Source organism: Coleofasciculus sp. E2-BRE-01 (genome assembly GCF_040221695.1).
In the GTDB taxonomy this organism is placed as follows: domain Bacteria; phylum Cyanobacteriota; class Cyanobacteriia; order Cyanobacteriales; family Coleofasciculaceae; genus Coleofasciculus.
On the sequence record NZ_JAVKEA010000011.1, the window covers coordinates 1 to 17,571 of the forward strand.

The window sequence follows — 17,571 nt, forward strand, 5'->3', positions numbered from 1 at the left end:
ATTGGTTAGATAAGGCTCAAATTTACTATAAAAAAAGTGCATCAGCAATAAAACGATGGTTTGCTGAAGTTGTGGGGTATTTTGAAAGTAGAACAACAAATGGAGTAGTTGAAGGAGTTAACAATAAGCTGAAACTATTAAAACGGTGTGGATTTGGCTTCAGGAACTTTAATGATTTTACAATACGCGCTTTACTTTTGTTGAATTATTTAAACAGTTTATAACACTAAGTCCGGAAGGCCCAAATCCGCATCATACCATCCCCTATGCTGAATAGCTCTATTTTGACAGAGCTTTTCGGAGATGTCATGGTATTCAGCCCCCCCAGTAAGGGCAAACGCCTTCCGGCTAAAGGTTAGGATTGAGAGTAGTGCATTCTGATTAAAGTATGGCAAAGCAGAAACAACCCCTCACCGGAAAAGCACTGATTAAGGAAGTTTGTCGGCGGATTCGGGTTGCCCGTAGCTACTGGGATGCTCACAATAATCCTGCCTGTCGCCGAGAACGCGATCGCGCTTTAGCTCTTTATAATACCCTGACCAAAGAACAAAAAGAACAGATTCCTCAAGTGTTGCGAGTGTGGCTTCGCTACCGCAGTGAAAAATACTTCGGCGCACACCGAACACCGCCCAAGTCGAAACGAAAGTCGAAATAATACCCTTGATCCGGATTTCTCACAAAAGAGAGAAAACAACCCGTAGTCCTGGCGGGAAAAATTACATTTAATCGTCTGGAAAATTGTCCAGAAACATTAACCAATCGAGTGGAGAGCAGATATCATCGAATTGGACACGAGGCAGAATAGCCGACTCATACAATTGACCATGGAAACCCAGAAGAAAGCCTGTGCCAGTTCAGCTATAACTTTGCCATGCCTGCCAGAAAAAGTAAATGGCTAAGATAGCCAGTAATGCACTAAATGCCAAACTAACCACTTGATCTGGTAATTTAGGCAAAAAACGGGTACTGATTTGCGCTCCCAATAAACCCCCTGTACCCAGAAGTAATCCCTCAATCCATAACACATTCCCTTGTACAGCATGACCAACACAAGCCGAAATTGCGGTAATCACAATCACCCCTAAACTTGTCTGAATTGCCGTTTTAATGCTCTCTCCCAACAGTAAAATTTGCAAGGGAACTAGAATCACACCGCCACCCACACCAAATACACCAGCGAGTAAACCTGCTGTACTTCCTGTGCCAATTCTGGCTAATGCTGCTTGGCTTTTCGAGTGCGGAGTTTGTCGGGAAGTTCCTGTTTCGGGAGAGTCTTGCTTTTCTCTGGCTTTCAAACGTTTGCGGAGTCGAACTAAGTAAATATTAAGTAGGAGTAATAGTCCAAATGCCGCCTTTAACCAGTAGTCGGCAAATAATTCTGTTAAATAAGCGCCAATTGGCGCTGTTATAATAGCTGGAAAGCCAATGACTATGATCCGTTTAAAATTTATGTTACCCAGCCGCCAATTCTGTAATGTACCCGAAATCGCTGTAATCACGATTGACAAGGTACTTGTAGCAACGGCTTGTTGATAGTCATATCCTAAGGTTACTAATAAAGGTACAAGAACTGTACCGCCACCGATTCCCAAAAAGCCGGCTAGGATTCCGGCAAATAAGCCAGCAGATGCAAAAATTAATAACTGGGTCGGTGTCATTGGTTATTGGTCTTATGTCATTTGTCTGGTGCGTTACGCTACGCTAACGCACCAGACAGGGTTCGTAGTGAGGGCTTTAGCCCTCTCCGGCTAGGCTTTAAAGCACTAAAGTGCTCACTACAAACAAATTTACATCACTAACTGCTTTGTTCGGGAATGGTGATATCTAACGATGTAACATTGTTCGACAGACTGGTTAACGGAGGCTGAATCGCATCCGTATTCCCAACGACTAATGTAACCAGTTGATTGGGTTGGAGATACTTTTGAGCCACCCGTTGGACATCTTCAATCGTCGTCTCTTTCACCTTCTGCTGATAGCGGAAGAGAAAATCTTCGGGATACCCATAATATTCATACCGCATCAGCCGCGATAAGGTTTGGCTGGGATCTTGGAAGTTAAACACAAATGAGTTTAAAACTTGGTCTTTAGCAGACTCAAGTTCGTCTGGGGTGACAGGGGTGGTGCGGATTTTCTCTATTTCTGAGCGAATCGCTTGAATCAAGGATACAGTTGCTTCAGAACGAGTTTGTCCACCCGCAACAAACATTCCAGGATAGTCATGGCGAGGACTCCAGAAGCCATAGACGGAATAGGCTAACCCTTGGCGCGATCGCACTTCGTTAAATAACCGTCCGCCAAACCCATTCAGGATCTGATTCATTACATCCAACGCCGGATAATCAGGGTTATCAAATTCTCCGCCAATATGCCCCAGATACACATAACTTTGGGTGAGTTGATCCTGATCCACGACAAATAAACCCTCTTCCTTTGCCTGGGATGCAGAGGGTACGGTTATTTCTGGGGGAGGGGATGGGGGGTTCCAGTTACCAAACTTCTCCTGAATCCGCGATCGCATCTCATCGGAATCAAAATCTCCCACGATACCCAAAATCATCCGTTCTGGATGGAAGTAGTTCTGATAAAATTCCACCACATCGTCACGGGAGATATTGGCTAGGGTTTCATATTCGATCGTGCGGGCATAGGGACTCTGATTCCCATAAATCAGTTTAGTAAATTCGCGACTGGCAATATCTTTAGGATCATCATTGCGACGGGCAATTTGTCCCGCTTGTTGCTTTTTCGCCAACTCCAGCTTATCTTCGGCAAAGGCAGGCTTTTGAATCACCTCAGCAAATAAGTCAAACACCATATCCACATCTTCGCTGAGGGCATTGAAACTAGCGCTACCACTTGACGTGCTAATCCCTGTTTCCACAGACGCCGCTCGTTGTTCGAGTAACTGATTTAGTTCATCCGGCGAATGTTCTGTTGTTCCACCAGTGCGGAGAACTTCTCCCGTAATATTGGCTAAACCCACCTGATCAGCGGGTTCAAGGCGATCGCCTGTCCGAATCATCGCGGTTCCACTCACCAAGGGCAATTCGTGGTCTTCCATTAAATAGACAACGATGCCATTATCCAGTTGATAGCGAGTATACTCCGGGATCTGAATTTCTGACAGAGGCGGAAAGGTTAACTCGGTATAGTGCTTCGCCGTAGCCGCCACAGCAGGCGTGCGCGATACGACAACCAACAGCATTGTGGCAACCAGTAGTCCACACCAGCGCCAAGCTTTTCGACGGAATCTGTTCAATGTAAGATTGCTCATTAGATAAGTAGATGGGAAAAATTAAAGTTAACGGCTCTTATTGTCATTGGTCATTGGTGCTTATGTCTTATGTAAGGGTTTGAGGAATATAGCAGCTACCTTGGCAGGTTAGGACATTCTTTACTGTTCTCGGTTACACACCAAGCGTGTTACCGAGCGAAGTCGAGGTAAGCCGAAGTAAGCCGAGGTAAGCAGAGGTGTTCCCTATTCCCTGTTCCCTGTTCCCTGTTCCCTGTTCCCTGACATAAGACATAAGACTATTGACTCGACAACAATCGTCCAATGGTGCGATTGTCGGGTGTAAACGTCGATTGAGCCACCCGTTGGATATCAGCCGGTGTAACTTTGGCGATTGCCTGGAGTTCATTAAACAGATTGCGCCAGTCGCCTGTTTTCACCTGATATTCCACTAAATTACGTGCCATTCCCATATTAGAATCGAGCGATCGCAATAAGCCAGCACGGGCTTGGGTTTTCACTCGTTCCAACTCTTGGGCTGAAACGGGTTCGGTTTTGAGTTGCTCAATTTCTTCTCGCAGGGCTGTCGCTACTTCTTCAACGGTATGTCCTGGTGCAGTTAGGGCATATAACAGCATCAGATTGGGATACTTATCTCCCGGAAACCCGCTAAATCCGGCGGCGGAGAGGGCGACTTGTTTTTCTTGAACCAACGATTCATACAGGCGAGAGGTGCGACCATCGCTGAGTAAACGCCCGATAATTTCATAGACTACATGGTCAGGATGGGTACGAGAGGGTCGATGGTATCCTTCTAAATACCAGGGTTGAGACTGTAGTTCCAACGTCACCTCCCGCGTTTGTTGCTGGGGAGGTTCGACAATGTTTACTTCAGGGGCAGGGGGTTTTGCCTCATAGCGTCCGAAGTACGTTTGAGCTAACTCTTTAACCTCATCAGGATCAACATCACCCACTACCGCCATGGTTAATTCACTGGGAACATAATGAGTTTCAAAGAATTGCCGCACATCGTCGCGAGTCAGGTTGCGGATGTCTTCGTCATACCCAATTACAGGACGCCGATAGGGATGGACTTGGAACGCGGTATCCAGAAACGCCTCGATCATTTTACCGATGGGCGAGTTGTCGGTTCGCAGACGCCGTTCTTCCAGAATCACCTCTTGTTCTTTATAAAATTCCCGAAACACAGGTTCTAGAAAGCGTTCCGACTCTAAAGACATCCACAGTTCCAGTTTGTTGGAGGGGAAGCTGTAGAAATAAACAGTCGCATCGGCTGACGTGGCGGCATTTAATCCGACACCTCCAGCTTGTTCAACGATTTGACCAAACTCATTTTGCTTGACCAAGCTAGCAGCTTGGGCTTCAACTTGGGCAAACTCCTCTTTTAATTCGGCAACCTTTGCCTCGTCCCCTGCCTTTTTCGCGGCTTTAATTTGTGCCGCTAACTGATCCAAGCGGTTTAACAGGGGTTTTTCTGCCTGATAATTTCGGGTGCCGATTTGGTTGGTTCCCTTAAAGGCTAAATGTTCCAGAAAGTGAGCCACACCCGTTTTGCCTACAGGTTCATCAACGCCACCGACATCAGCATAGGTGGCAAAGGAGACAACGGGGGCTTGATGGCGTTCTAGAACAATGAACTTCATCCCATTATCCAGGCGAAACTCCGTCACCTGGTCAACGACGCCATCCAAGTAAGGTTGGATTGATTCGGCGTTCGTCGGTGGAGTTTCGCTGCGAGCCAAAGCCCCCAACGGGATACTACTCCATACTAAAGTTACGACTAAGAACGCTCCTAGGATGGAGCGCCAGGGGTATTTTTTCAAGTGAACAGTCCAACGCAGAAAACGCAAAATAGATCGGTTCTTTGTCATTTGTCATTCGTCATTTGTCATTTGTCATACTCGCTCCCTTGAGAAGCAAGCTACGTCATTCGTGATTTTTAATGTTTTGGGTTAGGGGAGACAAAATATCATAGGACAGGACTTTATCTAGTTTAGCTCCCCCATCTCCCCCATCTCCCCCATCTCCCCCATCTCCCTCATCTTCCCCATCTCCCTCATCTCCCCCATCTTCCCCATCTCCCCCATCTTCCCCATCTTCCCCATCTCCCTCATCTTCCCCTACCATGCGGCTTGTCGTTCATGACAACTAACTTTTTGTAAATTTTCACCCGTTTGGGGGAAGAAATAACCTAGTGTAAAATACGTCTGATCTTAAAAGCGTGCCTTTTCTGGCATAGATAACCTGTCGCCCATAACCCTTGCAGCTCATTTTGGAGTCCAATGCGAATCTTACATCAGCCCCCTCAATCAGAAACAGAGACAAAGCAGCGTATCCTAGATGCTGCCCAACGTTTATTTGCCAGTCGAGGGTATAACGGGACAACAACCCGTGACTTAGCGGCAAAAGCGGGTGTTGCTGAAGGGACTCTATTTCGCCATTTTGAGAATAAGAAAGCCATATTAGTCGAGGTGGCGACTCAAGGATGGGTGGAATTGCTCACGGATTTGCTGACGGAATTGAGCGAAATGGGGAGTTATAAAGCCGTGGCGCAGGTGATGCGGCGACGGATGATGCGGATGCATGAAAATGCGGATATGATGCGGGTTTGTTTTATGGAAGCCCAGTTTCACCCCGATTTACGCGATCGCATCCAGTCGGAAGTCATTGCTAAAATGTCCGATGTGGCAGAAGCGTTCTTTGAAACGGCAATGGAGCGGGGGATCTATCGGCGGACTAACCCCAAGGTTGTAGCCAGGGTATTTTTAGGCATGTTTGCTGTGGCGGGGTTTAGCGATGAGACGATTATGGAACCAGGAGCCTCCCTCAAAGATGTGCAAGACATGGCAGAAGGCATTGCTGATATTTTCCTTAATGGTGTGTTAGCGAAGGATTAGGAATTAGCAATTGAAAGTTGATCTACTCTAATAAGAATCAGTCTGTCAGTCTTGGAGGCAATCCAAAATGGTACAAGCACCTTACGTACCTTTGACACTGGAAGAGTTTCTGCAACAACCAGAAACCAAACCTGCCAGTGAATACATTGATGGTAAGATTATTCAAAAACCGATGCCCCAAGGAAAACACAGTACGATTCAAGGTGAACTTGTACCTGCGATTAATGCCGTTGTCAAACCTAAACGCATAGCGCGTGCGTTCCCAGAGTTGCGTTGTACCTTTGGTGGGCGTTCAATTGTCCCCGACATCGCTGTTTTGGTTTGTAGCCGGATTCCCCGTGACGACAATGGACAAGTTGCTAACACGTTTCCTATCGCTCCAGATTGGACAATTGAAATTTTGTCACCGAATCAAAGCCAAACAAAAGTTACGAAAAACATCCTTCATTGCTTGAAGTATGAAACTCAAATGGGTTGGTTAATTGATCCGGATGAGCAAACCGTTTTTGTTTATCGTCCCAGACAAGAAACTGAAGTGTTTGATCAGCCAGAAGCATTGCTTCCTGTACCATCTTTTGCCAGTGAGTTGCAAATTACAGTCGGAGATTTATTGGCTTGGTTGTTGGAGTAGAGACGCGCCCTAGCCCATCTCTATAATTCCCGCGCTTGTTGAATCCAGGCGGCGACTTGATCAACAGTAGGACTCAGATCACGCCGTTGCATTGTTGCCACTTGCAGTCGTAAAACTTGCTGGTGTAACTTGTGAGTCGGTGTTTGAGCAAGCTGCTTGACTGAAATAATGCCCGCGTGCAGCAATAACCCACAGTATTCATAGCCAATACTGGGTACGCGAGCTAAATCAGCCAGTGCGACCCATTTATACACATATTGTGCCTTGATTTGCAGTTGATTAGCTAACGCTTGTTGAGATTGGCGACTATTCGCTACTTTGAGGAGTTGATCTGTTGTCGTAATTCCCTGCTGCTGAAGTTTAGCGCAATCTTGCTCACTCAATCCAGGAAGATGTTCAATGGCGCGATCGCGGACGGCATTACTACGGTGATGGATTTTACTATGATTAGACATTCTGGGGATTGGGGAACAGGTGATTAAGATGTAAGGACTTTAGCCTATCATCATTACATTAGGTGGGTTGCGATCGCGAACCGCACGAAACTTCGTCCCACTGGGGAAGACCAAAACCGCGAACCGCGATACACTGATCCAGAGAGCATCAAGAGTCACTAAGAGTCACTATGACCAATCGCCTTGCCCAATGCCAAAGCCTTTATCTGCGTAAGCATGCGGAAAACCCCATCGATTGGTGGCCCTGGAGTGATGAAGCTTTATTCACTGCCAAAGCAGACAATAAGCCAATTTTCTTGTCCATTGGTTACTCAAGCTGCCACTGGTGTACGGTGATGGAAGGGGAAGCCTTTTCTGATCCGGCGATCGCACAGTACATGAATGCCAATTTCTTGCCGATTAAGGTAGACCGGGAAGAACGCCCAGATATTGATAGCATTTATATGCAGGCGTTGCAAATGATGACGGGTCAAGGGGGTTGGCCCCTGAATATCTTTCTGACGCCAGAGGATCGGGTTCCCTTTTACGGCGGGACGTATTTCCCTGTCGAACCGCGCTATGGGCGTCCGGGCTTTTTACAGGTATTGCAAGCGATTCGCCGCTTCTATGATGTGGAAAAGACCAAGCTGCAAAACTTTAAACAAGAAATTCTTGGTCATCTGCAACAGTCGGTTCTCCTCCCCGCTTCAGGACAACTCACGGCTGAGTTACTGCGCCAGGGGATGGACAAGACAATCCGGATTGTAGATAGTGGGAGTTATGGACCAAGTTTTCCGATGATTCCCTATGCGGATTTAGCCTTGCGGGGAATTCGCTTCCAGGAAATGTCCGAGGTTGATGCGTACCAAGCGTCGCGATCGCGTGGGTTAGATTTAGCCAAAGGGGGAATCTATGATCATGTTGCAGGCGGCTTTCATCGCTACACCGTAGACGCCACTTGGACGGTACCCCACTTTGAAAAAATGCTCTACGATAATGGGCAGATTGTCGAGTATCTGGCGAATCTGTGGAGTGCGGGGATTAAAGAATCTGCATTTGAACGGGCAATATCGGGAACCGTGCAATGGCTGACACGGGAAATGACCGCCTCGTCCGGCTATTTTTACGCCGCCCAAGATGCCGATAGTTTCACCGAACCCAGCGCCGCCGAACCGGAAGAAGGGGCATTTTATGTCTGGAGTTATGCCGAATTGCAGCAACTCCTCACCGTTGATGAATTGGCAGAATTGCAAGAACAATTTACGGTTACTTCTGAGGGAAATTTTGAAGGACAAAATGTGTTGCAGCGCCGTTATTCGGATCAGTTAAGCGATACCTTAGAAACGGCATTAGCAAAACTATTTACTGCCCGTTATGGTTCCCCTCCCGATAGCTTAAAAACCTTCCCCCCCGCCCAAAACAATCAGGAGGCAAAAACCAAGAATTGGTCAGGTCGGATTCCGGCGGTTACAGATACGAAAATGATTGTGGCATGGAATAGCCTGATGATTTCTGGTTTAGCCAGGGCGTATGGCGTATTTCGTAAACCCGAATACCTGGAATTAGCTACAACAGCCGCTAAATTTATTCTGGAGAATCAATGGGTTGATCAGCGTTTCCATCGGCTGAATTACGAAGGTCAAGCGTCTGTATTGGCACAGTCGGAAGATTATGCGTTATTTATTAAAGCGTTATTAGATTTGCATCAAGCCTCACTAGGATTAGCAACGGCACAGGAGTCTTCCCAATCGCCAATCCCGGATATTTGGTTAGAGGAAGCGATTAAGGTACAGGACGAATTTGACGAATACCTGTGGAGTGTGGAACTCGCAGGCTACTATAACGCTGCTAATGATAGTAGTGGGGATTTATTAGTACGGGAACGCAGTTATACCGATAATGCCACACCTGCGGCGAATGGTGTCGCGATCGCGAATTTGGTGCGTCTGACGTTACTCACGGAAAACTTGGCTTATCTTGATCGCGCAGAACAAGCCCTGAATGCGTTTAGTAGTGTGATGAACCAGTCATCCCAATCCTGTCCTAGTCTGTTTACGGCTTTAGATTGGTTCCGCAATTCTACCTTAATTCGCACCAGCGTGGCTCAGATTTTATCCCTAATGACTCAGTATTTTCCGGCGATTATGTATCGATTAGAACCCAGTCTTCCGGAGGATTCCGTTGGCTTAGTTTGTCAGGGACTCAGTTGTAAACCTACGGCTCATACCCAGGAACAATTATTGGCGCAAGTCGAGAAAAGTCAAACCCGGGGCTATTGATGTGAGCAAGTTTAAGCGTTTTTGTTGCATTGAGTAAAGGGCGACCCAATCCAATTGAGTGGAGTAGTTTGTTAATTGATGCAGGCGGGTCGCCCCTACACGGTTTCCACAGGTGCGATCGCGTCGTCTGTCCTGGCTTAACTCATAATCCGTTTAATTTGTCAAGATTGTGGTGATAGGAATTTTCCGCTTCTGGGGTGACAAAGTATTAATCGTCAACTGTGTGATGGAAAGCCCAAGGAGAACGTGAAAACTGACAGCATTTTTTATCGCTTGTTCAAAGGGTTTCCCAGTATCTTCTTTGAACTGATCAACCAATCCGCAGAACAAGCCGAGATGTATGAATTCACATCCCGTGAAATTAAGGAACTGTCATTTCGACTCGATGGGTTGTTTCTGCCGAAGAATGAACAATCAAACGAACCCTTTTATGTGGTCGAGGTTCAGTTTCAACCGGATGAGAATTTATATTATCGTGTATTTACGGAACTGTTTATTTTTCTGAAGCAATACAAACCTGCCCATCAATGGCGGGTTGTGGTCATTTATCCCACTCGTCGGATTGAAAGGGAACAACCGTTACACTTTAGGGAACTTTTCATCCGGGTTACTCGGATATACTTAGATGAGTTAGGAGAGGAGGCATCGGATTCTCTGGGGGTTAATGTTGTTAAGCTAGTGATTGAGAGGGAAAAGACAGCCCCGGAACAAGCAAGACGCTTGATTGAACAAGCCCAAGTCCAGATAACCGATGAGACGACTAAACAGAATCTGATTGATTTAATCGAGACAATCATCGTTTACAAATTACCGCAAAAAAGCCGAGAGGAGATACAAGCTATGTTCGGGTTAAGTGAACTCAAACAAACCAAGGTTTATCAGGAAGCGCAAGAAGAAGGCAGACAAGAAACCAAGTTAAAAGCCATACACCGCCTAATGCAGTTAGGTTTGAGTGTGGAGATGATTGCTGAAGGATTGGATTTGCCTGGGGAAGTAGTTCAACCAGCCGCACGGTTATTTGCTGAACAAAATGTTGTGGCTTTTATTGAACTGTTACAGCATCAACGATCGCTTTTTTCGCCTCAAGAGTTGGCTGAGTTGGCTGAGTTGATTGAACCGTTACCCAATAAGATAGAAGATTTATCTGAGGCGATCGCACAATGGTGTAAGCAGGATGGACATTCCCTACAGCGTCAGGCTTGGCGTGATCGTGTCTCTGGGAAGGTGGCAGCTATGGTAGAGGAATTATTGGCGACGAATCTTGCATCCCTGGAAACTTTGAGACCTTCGGTTAATAAAGCAATCCTACAACAGGCGATTGAGTAGGGTGGGCAATCATTGCCCACCTACCATCTGCGGTTGCTGGCTGTTGCTTTTAGATCAACTCTTGGCAGTTGAATTCAGCTAGATTAGGACACGATAAGCTGTTCGGCATTTAAACCTTAATGTCAATAATGGCGAAAGCCTTGTAGTGCGAGCATCTTGCTCGCTACTAATACCCAATTTAAATGCATGACAGCTTAGTATCGTGCCCCTACCCCATCAATTATCCCTAACGTAGGGGTACGGCATTGCCGTGCCCTATTGTCTCAAACTGAAAAAGTTAAGGAATGAGGGTAAATCGTTCAACCAAATAGCGCTGAAACTCCACCCCTTGACGCTCGACAATCTCCATATCATAAACCTGAAAACCAAACCTTTTAAACAACCCCAAACTAAACTCACTCGCTTCTGCATATAAGCGCTGAATCCTGTGACGTTTAGCATAATCCAAGAGAATGTCCATAAGCTGAGAACCAATCCCTTGATGGATGCGATCGCGCCGCACATAAGCTGAGAGAATATGACCATTATTGGCTATTCCCGCAAAGCCGAGAATCCCGGTTTCATCCACCGCCAGAAATGTTGTCCCTGACAAAATGAACTCCCGAAACCCAACCCTATCCTTAGCAAACGACGCCCAGCTATGGGTTTGATCATCAGAGTAGAATTGAGGCGCGATCGCGAGTACCGTTTCTTGATACAGTTTGGCTAATTCGGGAATATCCGATGCTTGAGCAATCCGAATCCTCATAACCTCTATCGGCGTAAACGTTAGTGCGAGTCGTGCAAAATCTCAGTCTGTTTGACGTGGAAAAAGAACTGATTCCAATTGAAATCCCAACGGAATTGTAAAAAACCCGTCATCAAACCGAAGGGAATCGCGATCGCAGCATACCCTAAGCCAATACCTGCACAGATCAACCATCCCCAGCCACTCGGTAATGTCGTTAATCCCGCCACTACGCGAATTAACAGCGTTGACAAGACGGGAACCTGTCCCAATAATACCGTTGGCGCAACCGGGAAAATTGACCCATCTCCCCCAGGAACTTGAAAGGTTTGTAACACTCACAGTTTCGCTCCTTTGTCAAGCAACAAATCGGTAATGATATCCTGTCCTCGACGGCGCATAATCGTCCGCCAACTCAAAATCCCGTCTAATAACTGATTATCCTGCACAAAGCCATCGCCCACACCAGCCAAGGTTTCGGCGTTTTGCTTCCAGTCGGAACGCACTACCCCCAAGGGCGTTAAATTCTGTTCCAGTTCCTTTCCTAACGCCACTAATGCCTGAAATCGCTGGGTTTGGGGATGATCAGGATGCTGCTGTAGCCAAGCCTGTATCTGGGGCGTTTCCTGCCATTCGAGACGCACCTTGTCACCGATTAAATCCTGGGTGGCGTCAGGGGCATTGTACACCTGAAACCAAACCCAATCGGAGGTTGAATCGGCTTGTATTTCGTCCGGATTGGGTAAAATTAATCGTCCTACCCAATCCCCGACGGAATGATATAATTTTGGGTCAATATCTTGTTCAATGGGATAAAAAGGCGGTTGATTTCTCGTTGGCTGATTCAGGGCGTAACTGGGTTCCTGGGGAATAGCCGATTGGGGTTTCGGGGAAAAACAGATCGCCGCGATCGCACAGATTATTCCTAAGACTACCAACATTACCCACTTAGACGTTCTCATGTCTGTTCCATTCCGCGATCGCCGTTTGAGTAAATTTTCCCATATAGGGTTTTCATTTGAGATGTGAAACTCGCGATAGTGGACAAAGGCAATAGCAGGAGTGTGAGTAATATCACCCGCTTCCTCGACTAATGCACAGAACGCCTCATCCTGCAACGAGTCGGCAACCGCTACCGCTTTATCCATCGCCTCGTGCAAGAACACTTCGCCAAATTGGAAATCCAGAAAGAGTAAAGCTGACTTAAAGAAACCGGGTTTCTGAACCTTCACCCCAATCCCTCAAATTCGCTAAAATATCAGCAAACCCTAGCCCCCAGCTAAAAAAATGAGTCAAACTATTGATATCACTGGACTCACCCCTGAACAAATCGAGCAAATTTATCTAATGATAGAAACCTTTAAAACTATCAATCAGCAGCAGAATCAATTAAACCCAGAACATCTCTCAGAATCAGACCTCAATTCCTTGTTTTTTGAAAGTGAAATTCTCCAACCCTTTAATCGGACTATGCTTTATGGCAACAGAAGCTAAACGAATTTATCTGGATACTAATATCCTTGCTTATGTTGCTAACACCAAAGCTCCTCAACATAAAGCGGCATTACAAATCTTTCGACCCACCGAAAGGGAAATTTTGTGTGTCTCATCACAGGTTTTAGCCGAATTTTATTCCTATATTACTAATCCTGCTATTTTAGCCAACCCTTTACAGCCAACGGAAGCAATTATCCGCATTAAACGGATTTGCCAGATGCCCCATATTTGCTTACTTTCAACTCCCGTCGATCTGTTTGAACGTTGGATGAGTCTATTGACAGAAAGACCTGTAACCAATGGAGGAGTTTTTGATTTACTCCACATTGGGATTATGTTAGCCCATCAAGTTAACACAATCTACACTTTTAATATCAAGGACTTTTCTTGGTGTTCTCAAATTGAGGCGATCGATCCGAGTCATTTTTAATCAACTACCCTAGGATAAATAGGGGGATGAAGAATGTCGCGCCCACCTAAGCGGGGCGATTTTTTCTTAATTTAAGATGAGAATCTGCCTGTTTTACTCCGGGAAAAGTGTAATAGTTGCCGTAGGGATAATCCATGTAGTCGCGGCTGTATCCCGTATCCGTAGAGAGAATTTTACTATCAGGATACTCGGCTAGCCAGTCACCAGGTTCTACAATTAATAGACCAAAAAGTAAGGCAACCAGGGAGATACCACTGAGAGTTATTTTTAGGGCTTTGTTCATGGGATAGGCTCCACTCGTAGTTCCATAGGAGTAGGCAGAAGGTAGGACTTAGGAGACTCCAGGGCAGAAGGTTTCTGATCAAAACCATGCCATTTTTCCGAAGTGCAGGGTCAAACGTCGGGGCGGGTTTAGTCATATCTGGGTGACAAAAACTGTTAATGGTAAAACCCGCCCCTACACAATCAACACTCAAAACTTCCTCACCTTCAGTTTTTTACTTCACTTGTTATCCTCATCCCCTAATGCTTTGAGCAACTTTCTGGCAATCAGCGTTCCCACAACAGCACCCGCCACCACTTTCGCGGTTTTTCCGGTTACTTTTGGTTCTAAATATTGCTGATACACTTCCTCTTTAAACCATTTCGCTGTCAACTTCAAATCCCGTAGGGGTGTGGGCAAGATATTCATATAAGTGCCTTGGCGAATGAGGTGTCCGATTTCGCCATCCACCTCAACCTGATTAGAGATGTTTGCCGCCGCCTCTTCTAACCCTAGTTTCATTAGCGTGCCTCTGATGCTAACGTCAGCAGGCTTAGGTTCTCTACCTTTGGCTAAAGCCTGGAGATTAGACGCGATCGCGTCTCCTTGTTGATGCGCCACCTGTGCTGTCGGTGGGAGGGATTGGTCTTCCACAGCCGCGCAATCACCGCCCGCGAAAACGTCGGGAAACTCTAACAGTTGCAGGGTTGGTTTGACCAATGGACGACCTTTGCGATCGCGCTTTTCCTCAGCAATAGGCAAGTCCTTAATTAAAGGATGGGTTGAAGTTCCGGCTGTCCACACAATCGTTGCGGCGGCTAACGTTTCCACCTTATCCCCCTGTTCATAGTCCAAGGAATCCGGGCGAATAGCAGTCGCTTGTGCCTCGGTCAGCAATTCCACCTTAACCGCACGGTTTTGCAACTCCTCGTATGCTGTGTCTCGCAGGGGATCATTAATATCGCCTTTGAGAATTTCGGCTCCACGATTGAGCAGTACCACCCGGATTTCTTGGGGCTGACCCCCCATTGCCTGGTACCAAGGTGGCAGCAAATCGGCTAACGTGGCGGCTAATTCTACCCCCGTCGGACCGCCGCCAATAATGGCAACGGTTAACAGTCGGCGGCGTTCTTCCCTGTCTTGGGTTTGCATCGCTTGGATCAGGCATTCCCGTAAACGCTGATCTAGTGCGATCGCGTCTTTTCCTTCCCGAAACGGCAAAGCATTCTCCTTTGCCCCCTCAACGCCAAAATAGCCCGTGACACTGCCTAAAGCTAAAACCAAATTACTGTAAGGGCAAGATGTCCCTGAGGCTAAGGTAACTCGATTCTGGTGCAGGTCAATCGTTTGCACCGCGTCTTGCACGAATGTCACGCCGCTACCGTCAAGTAACTCCTCAAAACGAGGCATAACCTCTGGTTCCTCCATTTGACCGCTGAAATACTCATAGAGAAGGGGTTTAAAGCGAAACCGTTCTTCGCGATCAATCAGAATAACTGAGCGCGGATAATTGGAACGGCTTAAATGTATGGCAGTAAACAGTCCGGTAAACCCACCGCCAAGAATTACCGTTTGCTGAATTAAATCACTCATAACCAATCAAAAACCTCGTTTAATTTCTGTAGGCGATTCCCTGGCACAATGATTTCTTGGGGTATCAACGTAAAGATGTCCGCACCCCTATTCGGGGTTTGCGATTGCCTATTGCCCATTGCCTGGCGCGTAGCGCTATACAACAGTTTTATCTAAAGCTTTCTTAGCAAGATGGGCTAGGTAGACCGTTACCGCAATCGTCGCCATTAAGCCAATTATCCGAATCACCCATTTAGCGATTTGAGTTTCCTGTGTGGTGGGTTGATTAGACATATTGACTGTGGCTAAATTGCTAGCCAGGGAACCGATGTACACGTACACCAAGGTGGCTGGAATCATCCCAATGGAACCCAAAACATAGTCTTTGATAGAAACTTGGGTAACACCAAATAGGTAATTGAGTAGGTTAAACGGAAAGATAGGAGAAAGGCGAGTCAGGAGGACAATTTTCCATCCTTCTGTCTTCACGGCTTGATTAATCGCTTTGAATTTTGGATGATGTTCAATCTGTTTATAAACCCACTCCCGCGAGAGATAGCGTCCAATTAGGAAAGCAAAAATGGCGCCAAACATTGCCGCGATCGTGACATAGATTGAACCCCAAAATAAGCCAAACAAGCAACCTCCTTTTAGGGTCAAGAGGGAACCCGGAATAAATAGTACTGTTGCTAGGTTGTAGATAATTATATATACAATTGGCGCTAAAACACCAAGACTTTCAACCCAATGTAAGGCGGTTTGCAAAAGTTCCCGAATGTCGAAATGTTTGTTGGCAATAATCAGAAAAACAACTAAACCCCCGATTAGTATCAGTTTCAGCTTTGAATTTAAGCGATATTTACTGATTTGCTCCATTTTAGTTTCCTTAATTTTACCATTGTTTTCTCTGATTACCCTCTATAAAAGCGGAGGCAGTTAACCTAAATATAGTATCAGCTATAGATTATTTTTGATTAAATCATTATAGTTTATAATTCCATGTTATAAAAAACTTAACGACGATAACGTTCTCGATCAATTTGCAAACGCTGTCGGACTAACTTGTAGACTTCCTGTGCCAACATCCGCAAATTAGATTCACTGACGAGTTCCGGTTCGGTGGATTGGGAGGATTGAGCGACTGTTGATGAAGGTTGAACCGTTACTCTAGGAGTTTGATCGGTTTCAGAAACTGTTTTTGCTTCCGCTTCAATTGAATCCGCCACATCACCAGATGTTTTTCTCTGATTAGCATAAATAGGACGAAATCCTTCTGGGGTAAACATGAACCCTTCGATGTTTTCATCATCCCTATCCTGGCTAGAAGCCGGACTATCTTCACCAATTAATTCAGCCAAACTCTCCCAAGAGGTTGGTGTAGTTTGACTAGAGGATTGACTATCTAGATGTAAATCTGAATGACTCTTGTCTAAAGAGATTGAGTTCAATCGTGAGAAACTTAACTCAGGTAAACGATTCTGCTCATTCTCAGAACGACTTAAGTACAATTCGCCTAATTCCTGATCGATTGAAGTTTCAGGAGTCAGATTTAACACCTGCAAAGATTGAAGCGAAGACCGACCTAAACTATGAAATTGACCTAAATAAATTAGGGTGTTTAAGTCTTGCCAACTCAAAGGAAGTTGTGGAAAAGATTTGGCTTGATTAACCTTTGAGTAAAATGCCGATATTTCGTTGTTGTCCTCACCAGAAATCCAGTTTCTGGGAATACTTGACCGTTGGGTGTCGTTCCTCAATCCAACGCCATCGTTAGCTTGAGCCTTTTCTGCCAACCTGACAGATTCCTTTTCCTCTGTTTGAGAGATAGCCGCTAATACAGTTCTACCCGTGGAAGAAACTATGTCTAAGTTATGAACAGTTGAGTTAGCAAATAACCCTAGAGTGGGCAATTTACCGGGCATTTGTCCCAGAGGTTTAGCCGACAGTAATGGCTTTTTTATCCCCAGTGATAGTTCTGAAAATTCCATCAATTTTTTTAAGCTTAAAATTTAGTCAGAGCAAGTTTGAGGTACAATTATCACGAACATTCCTAAACCGAATGGCACTAAAATAAGCATTTCATTTAGGGAGTGCTAAAACCCTTGATATACCGTAGCTAGTAGGGTGGGTTGAGCGAAGTCGAAACCCACCAGCCTTAAGTCAGTGACATTCTTCCTAAACCTGTTCTTCAAAACGTGCCATGGCACGTCTCTAAGTAGGTTGGTGGAAATACCCAACTTTTGTCAATATTCCTCAAACC

General features: G+C 45.8%; 20 protein-coding genes. 8 read left to right on the forward strand and 12 right to left on the reverse strand.

The genetic code is table 11. The features are described 5' to 3' along the window. On the forward strand, positions 1–224 hold a 224-nt coding region (locus tag RIG66_RS01635), incomplete at its 5' end, for a transposase (RefSeq protein WP_446374580.1). A 164-nt stretch (positions 225–388) separates the two neighbouring features. Further along, positions 389–655 carry a hypothetical protein gene (locus RIG66_RS01640; RefSeq protein ID WP_044204786.1) on the forward strand — a complete coding sequence of 89 codons (267 nt, stop codon included), beginning with the start codon at positions 389–391 and terminating at the stop codon, positions 653–655. Between the two features lie 199 nt (positions 656–854). Here the strand turns inward: RIG66_RS01640 and RIG66_RS01645 are convergent, their stop codons facing one another. From RIG66_RS01645 to RIG66_RS01660, 4 genes are all read right to left on the reverse strand, one after another. Beyond that, entirely contained in the window at positions 855–1,658 is an 804-nt protein-coding gene (locus RIG66_RS01645) for a sulfite exporter TauE/SafE family protein (RefSeq protein WP_446374582.1), read from the reverse strand. A 137-nt stretch (positions 1,659–1,795) separates the two neighbouring features. Next, entirely contained in the window at positions 1,796–3,277 is a 1,482-nt protein-coding gene (locus tag RIG66_RS01650) for a M16 family metallopeptidase (protein ID WP_446374584.1), read from the reverse strand. A gap of 257 nt (positions 3,278–3,534) precedes the next feature. Beyond that, positions 3,535–5,127 carry a M16 family metallopeptidase gene (locus RIG66_RS01655; protein WP_446374586.1) on the reverse strand — a complete coding sequence of 531 codons (1,593 nt, stop codon included), beginning with the start codon at positions 5,125–5,127 and terminating at the stop codon, positions 3,535–3,537. 55 nt (positions 5,128–5,182) lie between these two features. After that, the gene (locus RIG66_RS01660) at positions 5,183–5,383 is read right to left on the reverse strand and encodes a hypothetical protein (RefSeq protein WP_446374588.1); all 201 of its coding nucleotides are present in this window, start codon (positions 5,381–5,383) and stop codon (positions 5,183–5,185) included. Between the two features lie 155 nt (positions 5,384–5,538). Between RIG66_RS01660 and RIG66_RS01665 the strand changes: the two genes are divergently transcribed. Together RIG66_RS01665 and RIG66_RS01670 are read left to right on the forward strand one after the other, a co-directional pair. Further along, on the forward strand, positions 5,539–6,153 hold the full coding sequence (locus RIG66_RS01665; RefSeq protein ID WP_006098675.1) for a TetR/AcrR family transcriptional regulator: 615 nt from the start codon (positions 5,539–5,541) through the stop codon (positions 6,151–6,153). Between the two features lie 67 nt (positions 6,154–6,220). Beyond that, on the forward strand, positions 6,221–6,784 hold the full coding sequence (locus tag RIG66_RS01670; RefSeq protein WP_446344056.1) for a Uma2 family endonuclease: 564 nt from the start codon (positions 6,221–6,223) through the stop codon (positions 6,782–6,784). A gap of 20 nt (positions 6,785–6,804) precedes the next feature. On the opposite strand, the gene RIG66_RS01675 is transcribed toward RIG66_RS01670, so the two are convergent. Beyond that, positions 6,805–7,239 carry a DUF4332 domain-containing protein gene (locus RIG66_RS01675; RefSeq protein WP_446374591.1) on the reverse strand — a complete coding sequence of 145 codons (435 nt, stop codon included), beginning with the start codon at positions 7,237–7,239 and terminating at the stop codon, positions 6,805–6,807. 170 nt (positions 7,240–7,409) lie between these two features. Here RIG66_RS01675 and RIG66_RS01680 point away from each other — a divergent pair, with 170 nt between their 5' ends. After that, positions 7,410–9,497, forward strand: a complete 2,088-nt coding sequence (locus RIG66_RS01680; protein ID WP_446374593.1) for a thioredoxin domain-containing protein — start codon at positions 7,410–7,412, stop codon at positions 9,495–9,497. 246 nt (positions 9,498–9,743) lie between these two features. Continuing rightward, positions 9,744–10,823 carry an Rpn family recombination-promoting nuclease/putative transposase gene (locus RIG66_RS01685; RefSeq protein WP_446374595.1) on the forward strand — a complete coding sequence of 360 codons (1,080 nt, stop codon included), beginning with the start codon at positions 9,744–9,746 and terminating at the stop codon, positions 10,821–10,823. 277 nt (positions 10,824–11,100) lie between these two features. On the opposite strand, the gene RIG66_RS01690 is transcribed toward RIG66_RS01685, so the two are convergent. From RIG66_RS01690 to RIG66_RS01700, 3 genes are read right to left on the reverse strand one after another with little or no spacing between them, the layout of a single operon-like run. Continuing rightward, positions 11,101–11,571 (reverse strand): N-acetyltransferase family protein, encoded by a 471-nt coding sequence (locus tag RIG66_RS01690; RefSeq protein WP_446374597.1) that lies wholly within the window; start codon positions 11,569–11,571, stop codon positions 11,101–11,103. A 20-nt stretch (positions 11,572–11,591) separates the two neighbouring features. Then, a complete protein-coding gene (locus tag RIG66_RS01695) occupies positions 11,592–11,888 on the reverse strand; it encodes a hypothetical protein (protein ID WP_446374599.1) in 297 nt (98 codons plus the stop codon). Continuing rightward, positions 11,889–12,782, reverse strand: a complete 894-nt coding sequence (locus RIG66_RS01700; RefSeq protein WP_446374601.1) for a hypothetical protein — start codon at positions 12,780–12,782, stop codon at positions 11,889–11,891. A 55-nt stretch (positions 12,783–12,837) separates the two neighbouring features. On the opposite strand from RIG66_RS01700, the gene RIG66_RS01705 reads away from it, so the two are divergent. Continuing rightward, positions 12,838–13,044 (forward strand): hypothetical protein, encoded by a 207-nt coding sequence (locus tag RIG66_RS01705; protein ID WP_446363316.1) that lies wholly within the window; start codon positions 12,838–12,840, stop codon positions 13,042–13,044. Then, positions 13,028–13,477: a type II toxin-antitoxin system VapC family toxin gene (locus tag RIG66_RS01710; RefSeq protein ID WP_446374603.1), complete on the forward strand. Its 450-nt coding sequence runs from the start codon at positions 13,028–13,030 to the stop codon at positions 13,475–13,477. The genes RIG66_RS01705 and RIG66_RS01710 overlap by 17 nt, the downstream gene beginning before the upstream one ends. Positions 13,478–13,523: 46 nt before the next feature. Here RIG66_RS01710 and RIG66_RS01715 read toward each other — a convergent pair whose 3' ends face one another. From RIG66_RS01715 to RIG66_RS01730, 4 genes are all read right to left on the reverse strand, one after another. Continuing rightward, positions 13,524–13,760 carry a DUF3179 domain-containing (seleno)protein gene (locus tag RIG66_RS01715; RefSeq protein WP_446374605.1) on the reverse strand — a complete coding sequence of 79 codons (237 nt, stop codon included), beginning with the start codon at positions 13,758–13,760 and terminating at the stop codon, positions 13,524–13,526. A gap of 219 nt (positions 13,761–13,979) precedes the next feature. Next, positions 13,980–15,332, reverse strand: a complete 1,353-nt coding sequence (locus RIG66_RS01720; protein WP_446374607.1) for an NAD(P)/FAD-dependent oxidoreductase — start codon at positions 15,330–15,332, stop codon at positions 13,980–13,982. 135 nt (positions 15,333–15,467) lie between these two features. Continuing rightward, positions 15,468–16,187 (reverse strand): TVP38/TMEM64 family protein, encoded by a 720-nt coding sequence (locus RIG66_RS01725; protein WP_446374609.1) that lies wholly within the window; start codon positions 16,185–16,187, stop codon positions 15,468–15,470. Positions 16,188–16,324: 137 nt separating this feature from the next. After that, complete coding sequence (locus RIG66_RS01730) at positions 16,325–17,299, reverse strand: hypothetical protein (RefSeq protein ID WP_446374611.1); 975 nt, start codon at positions 17,297–17,299, stop codon at positions 16,325–16,327. Between the last annotated feature and the right edge of the window lie 272 nt (positions 17,300–17,571).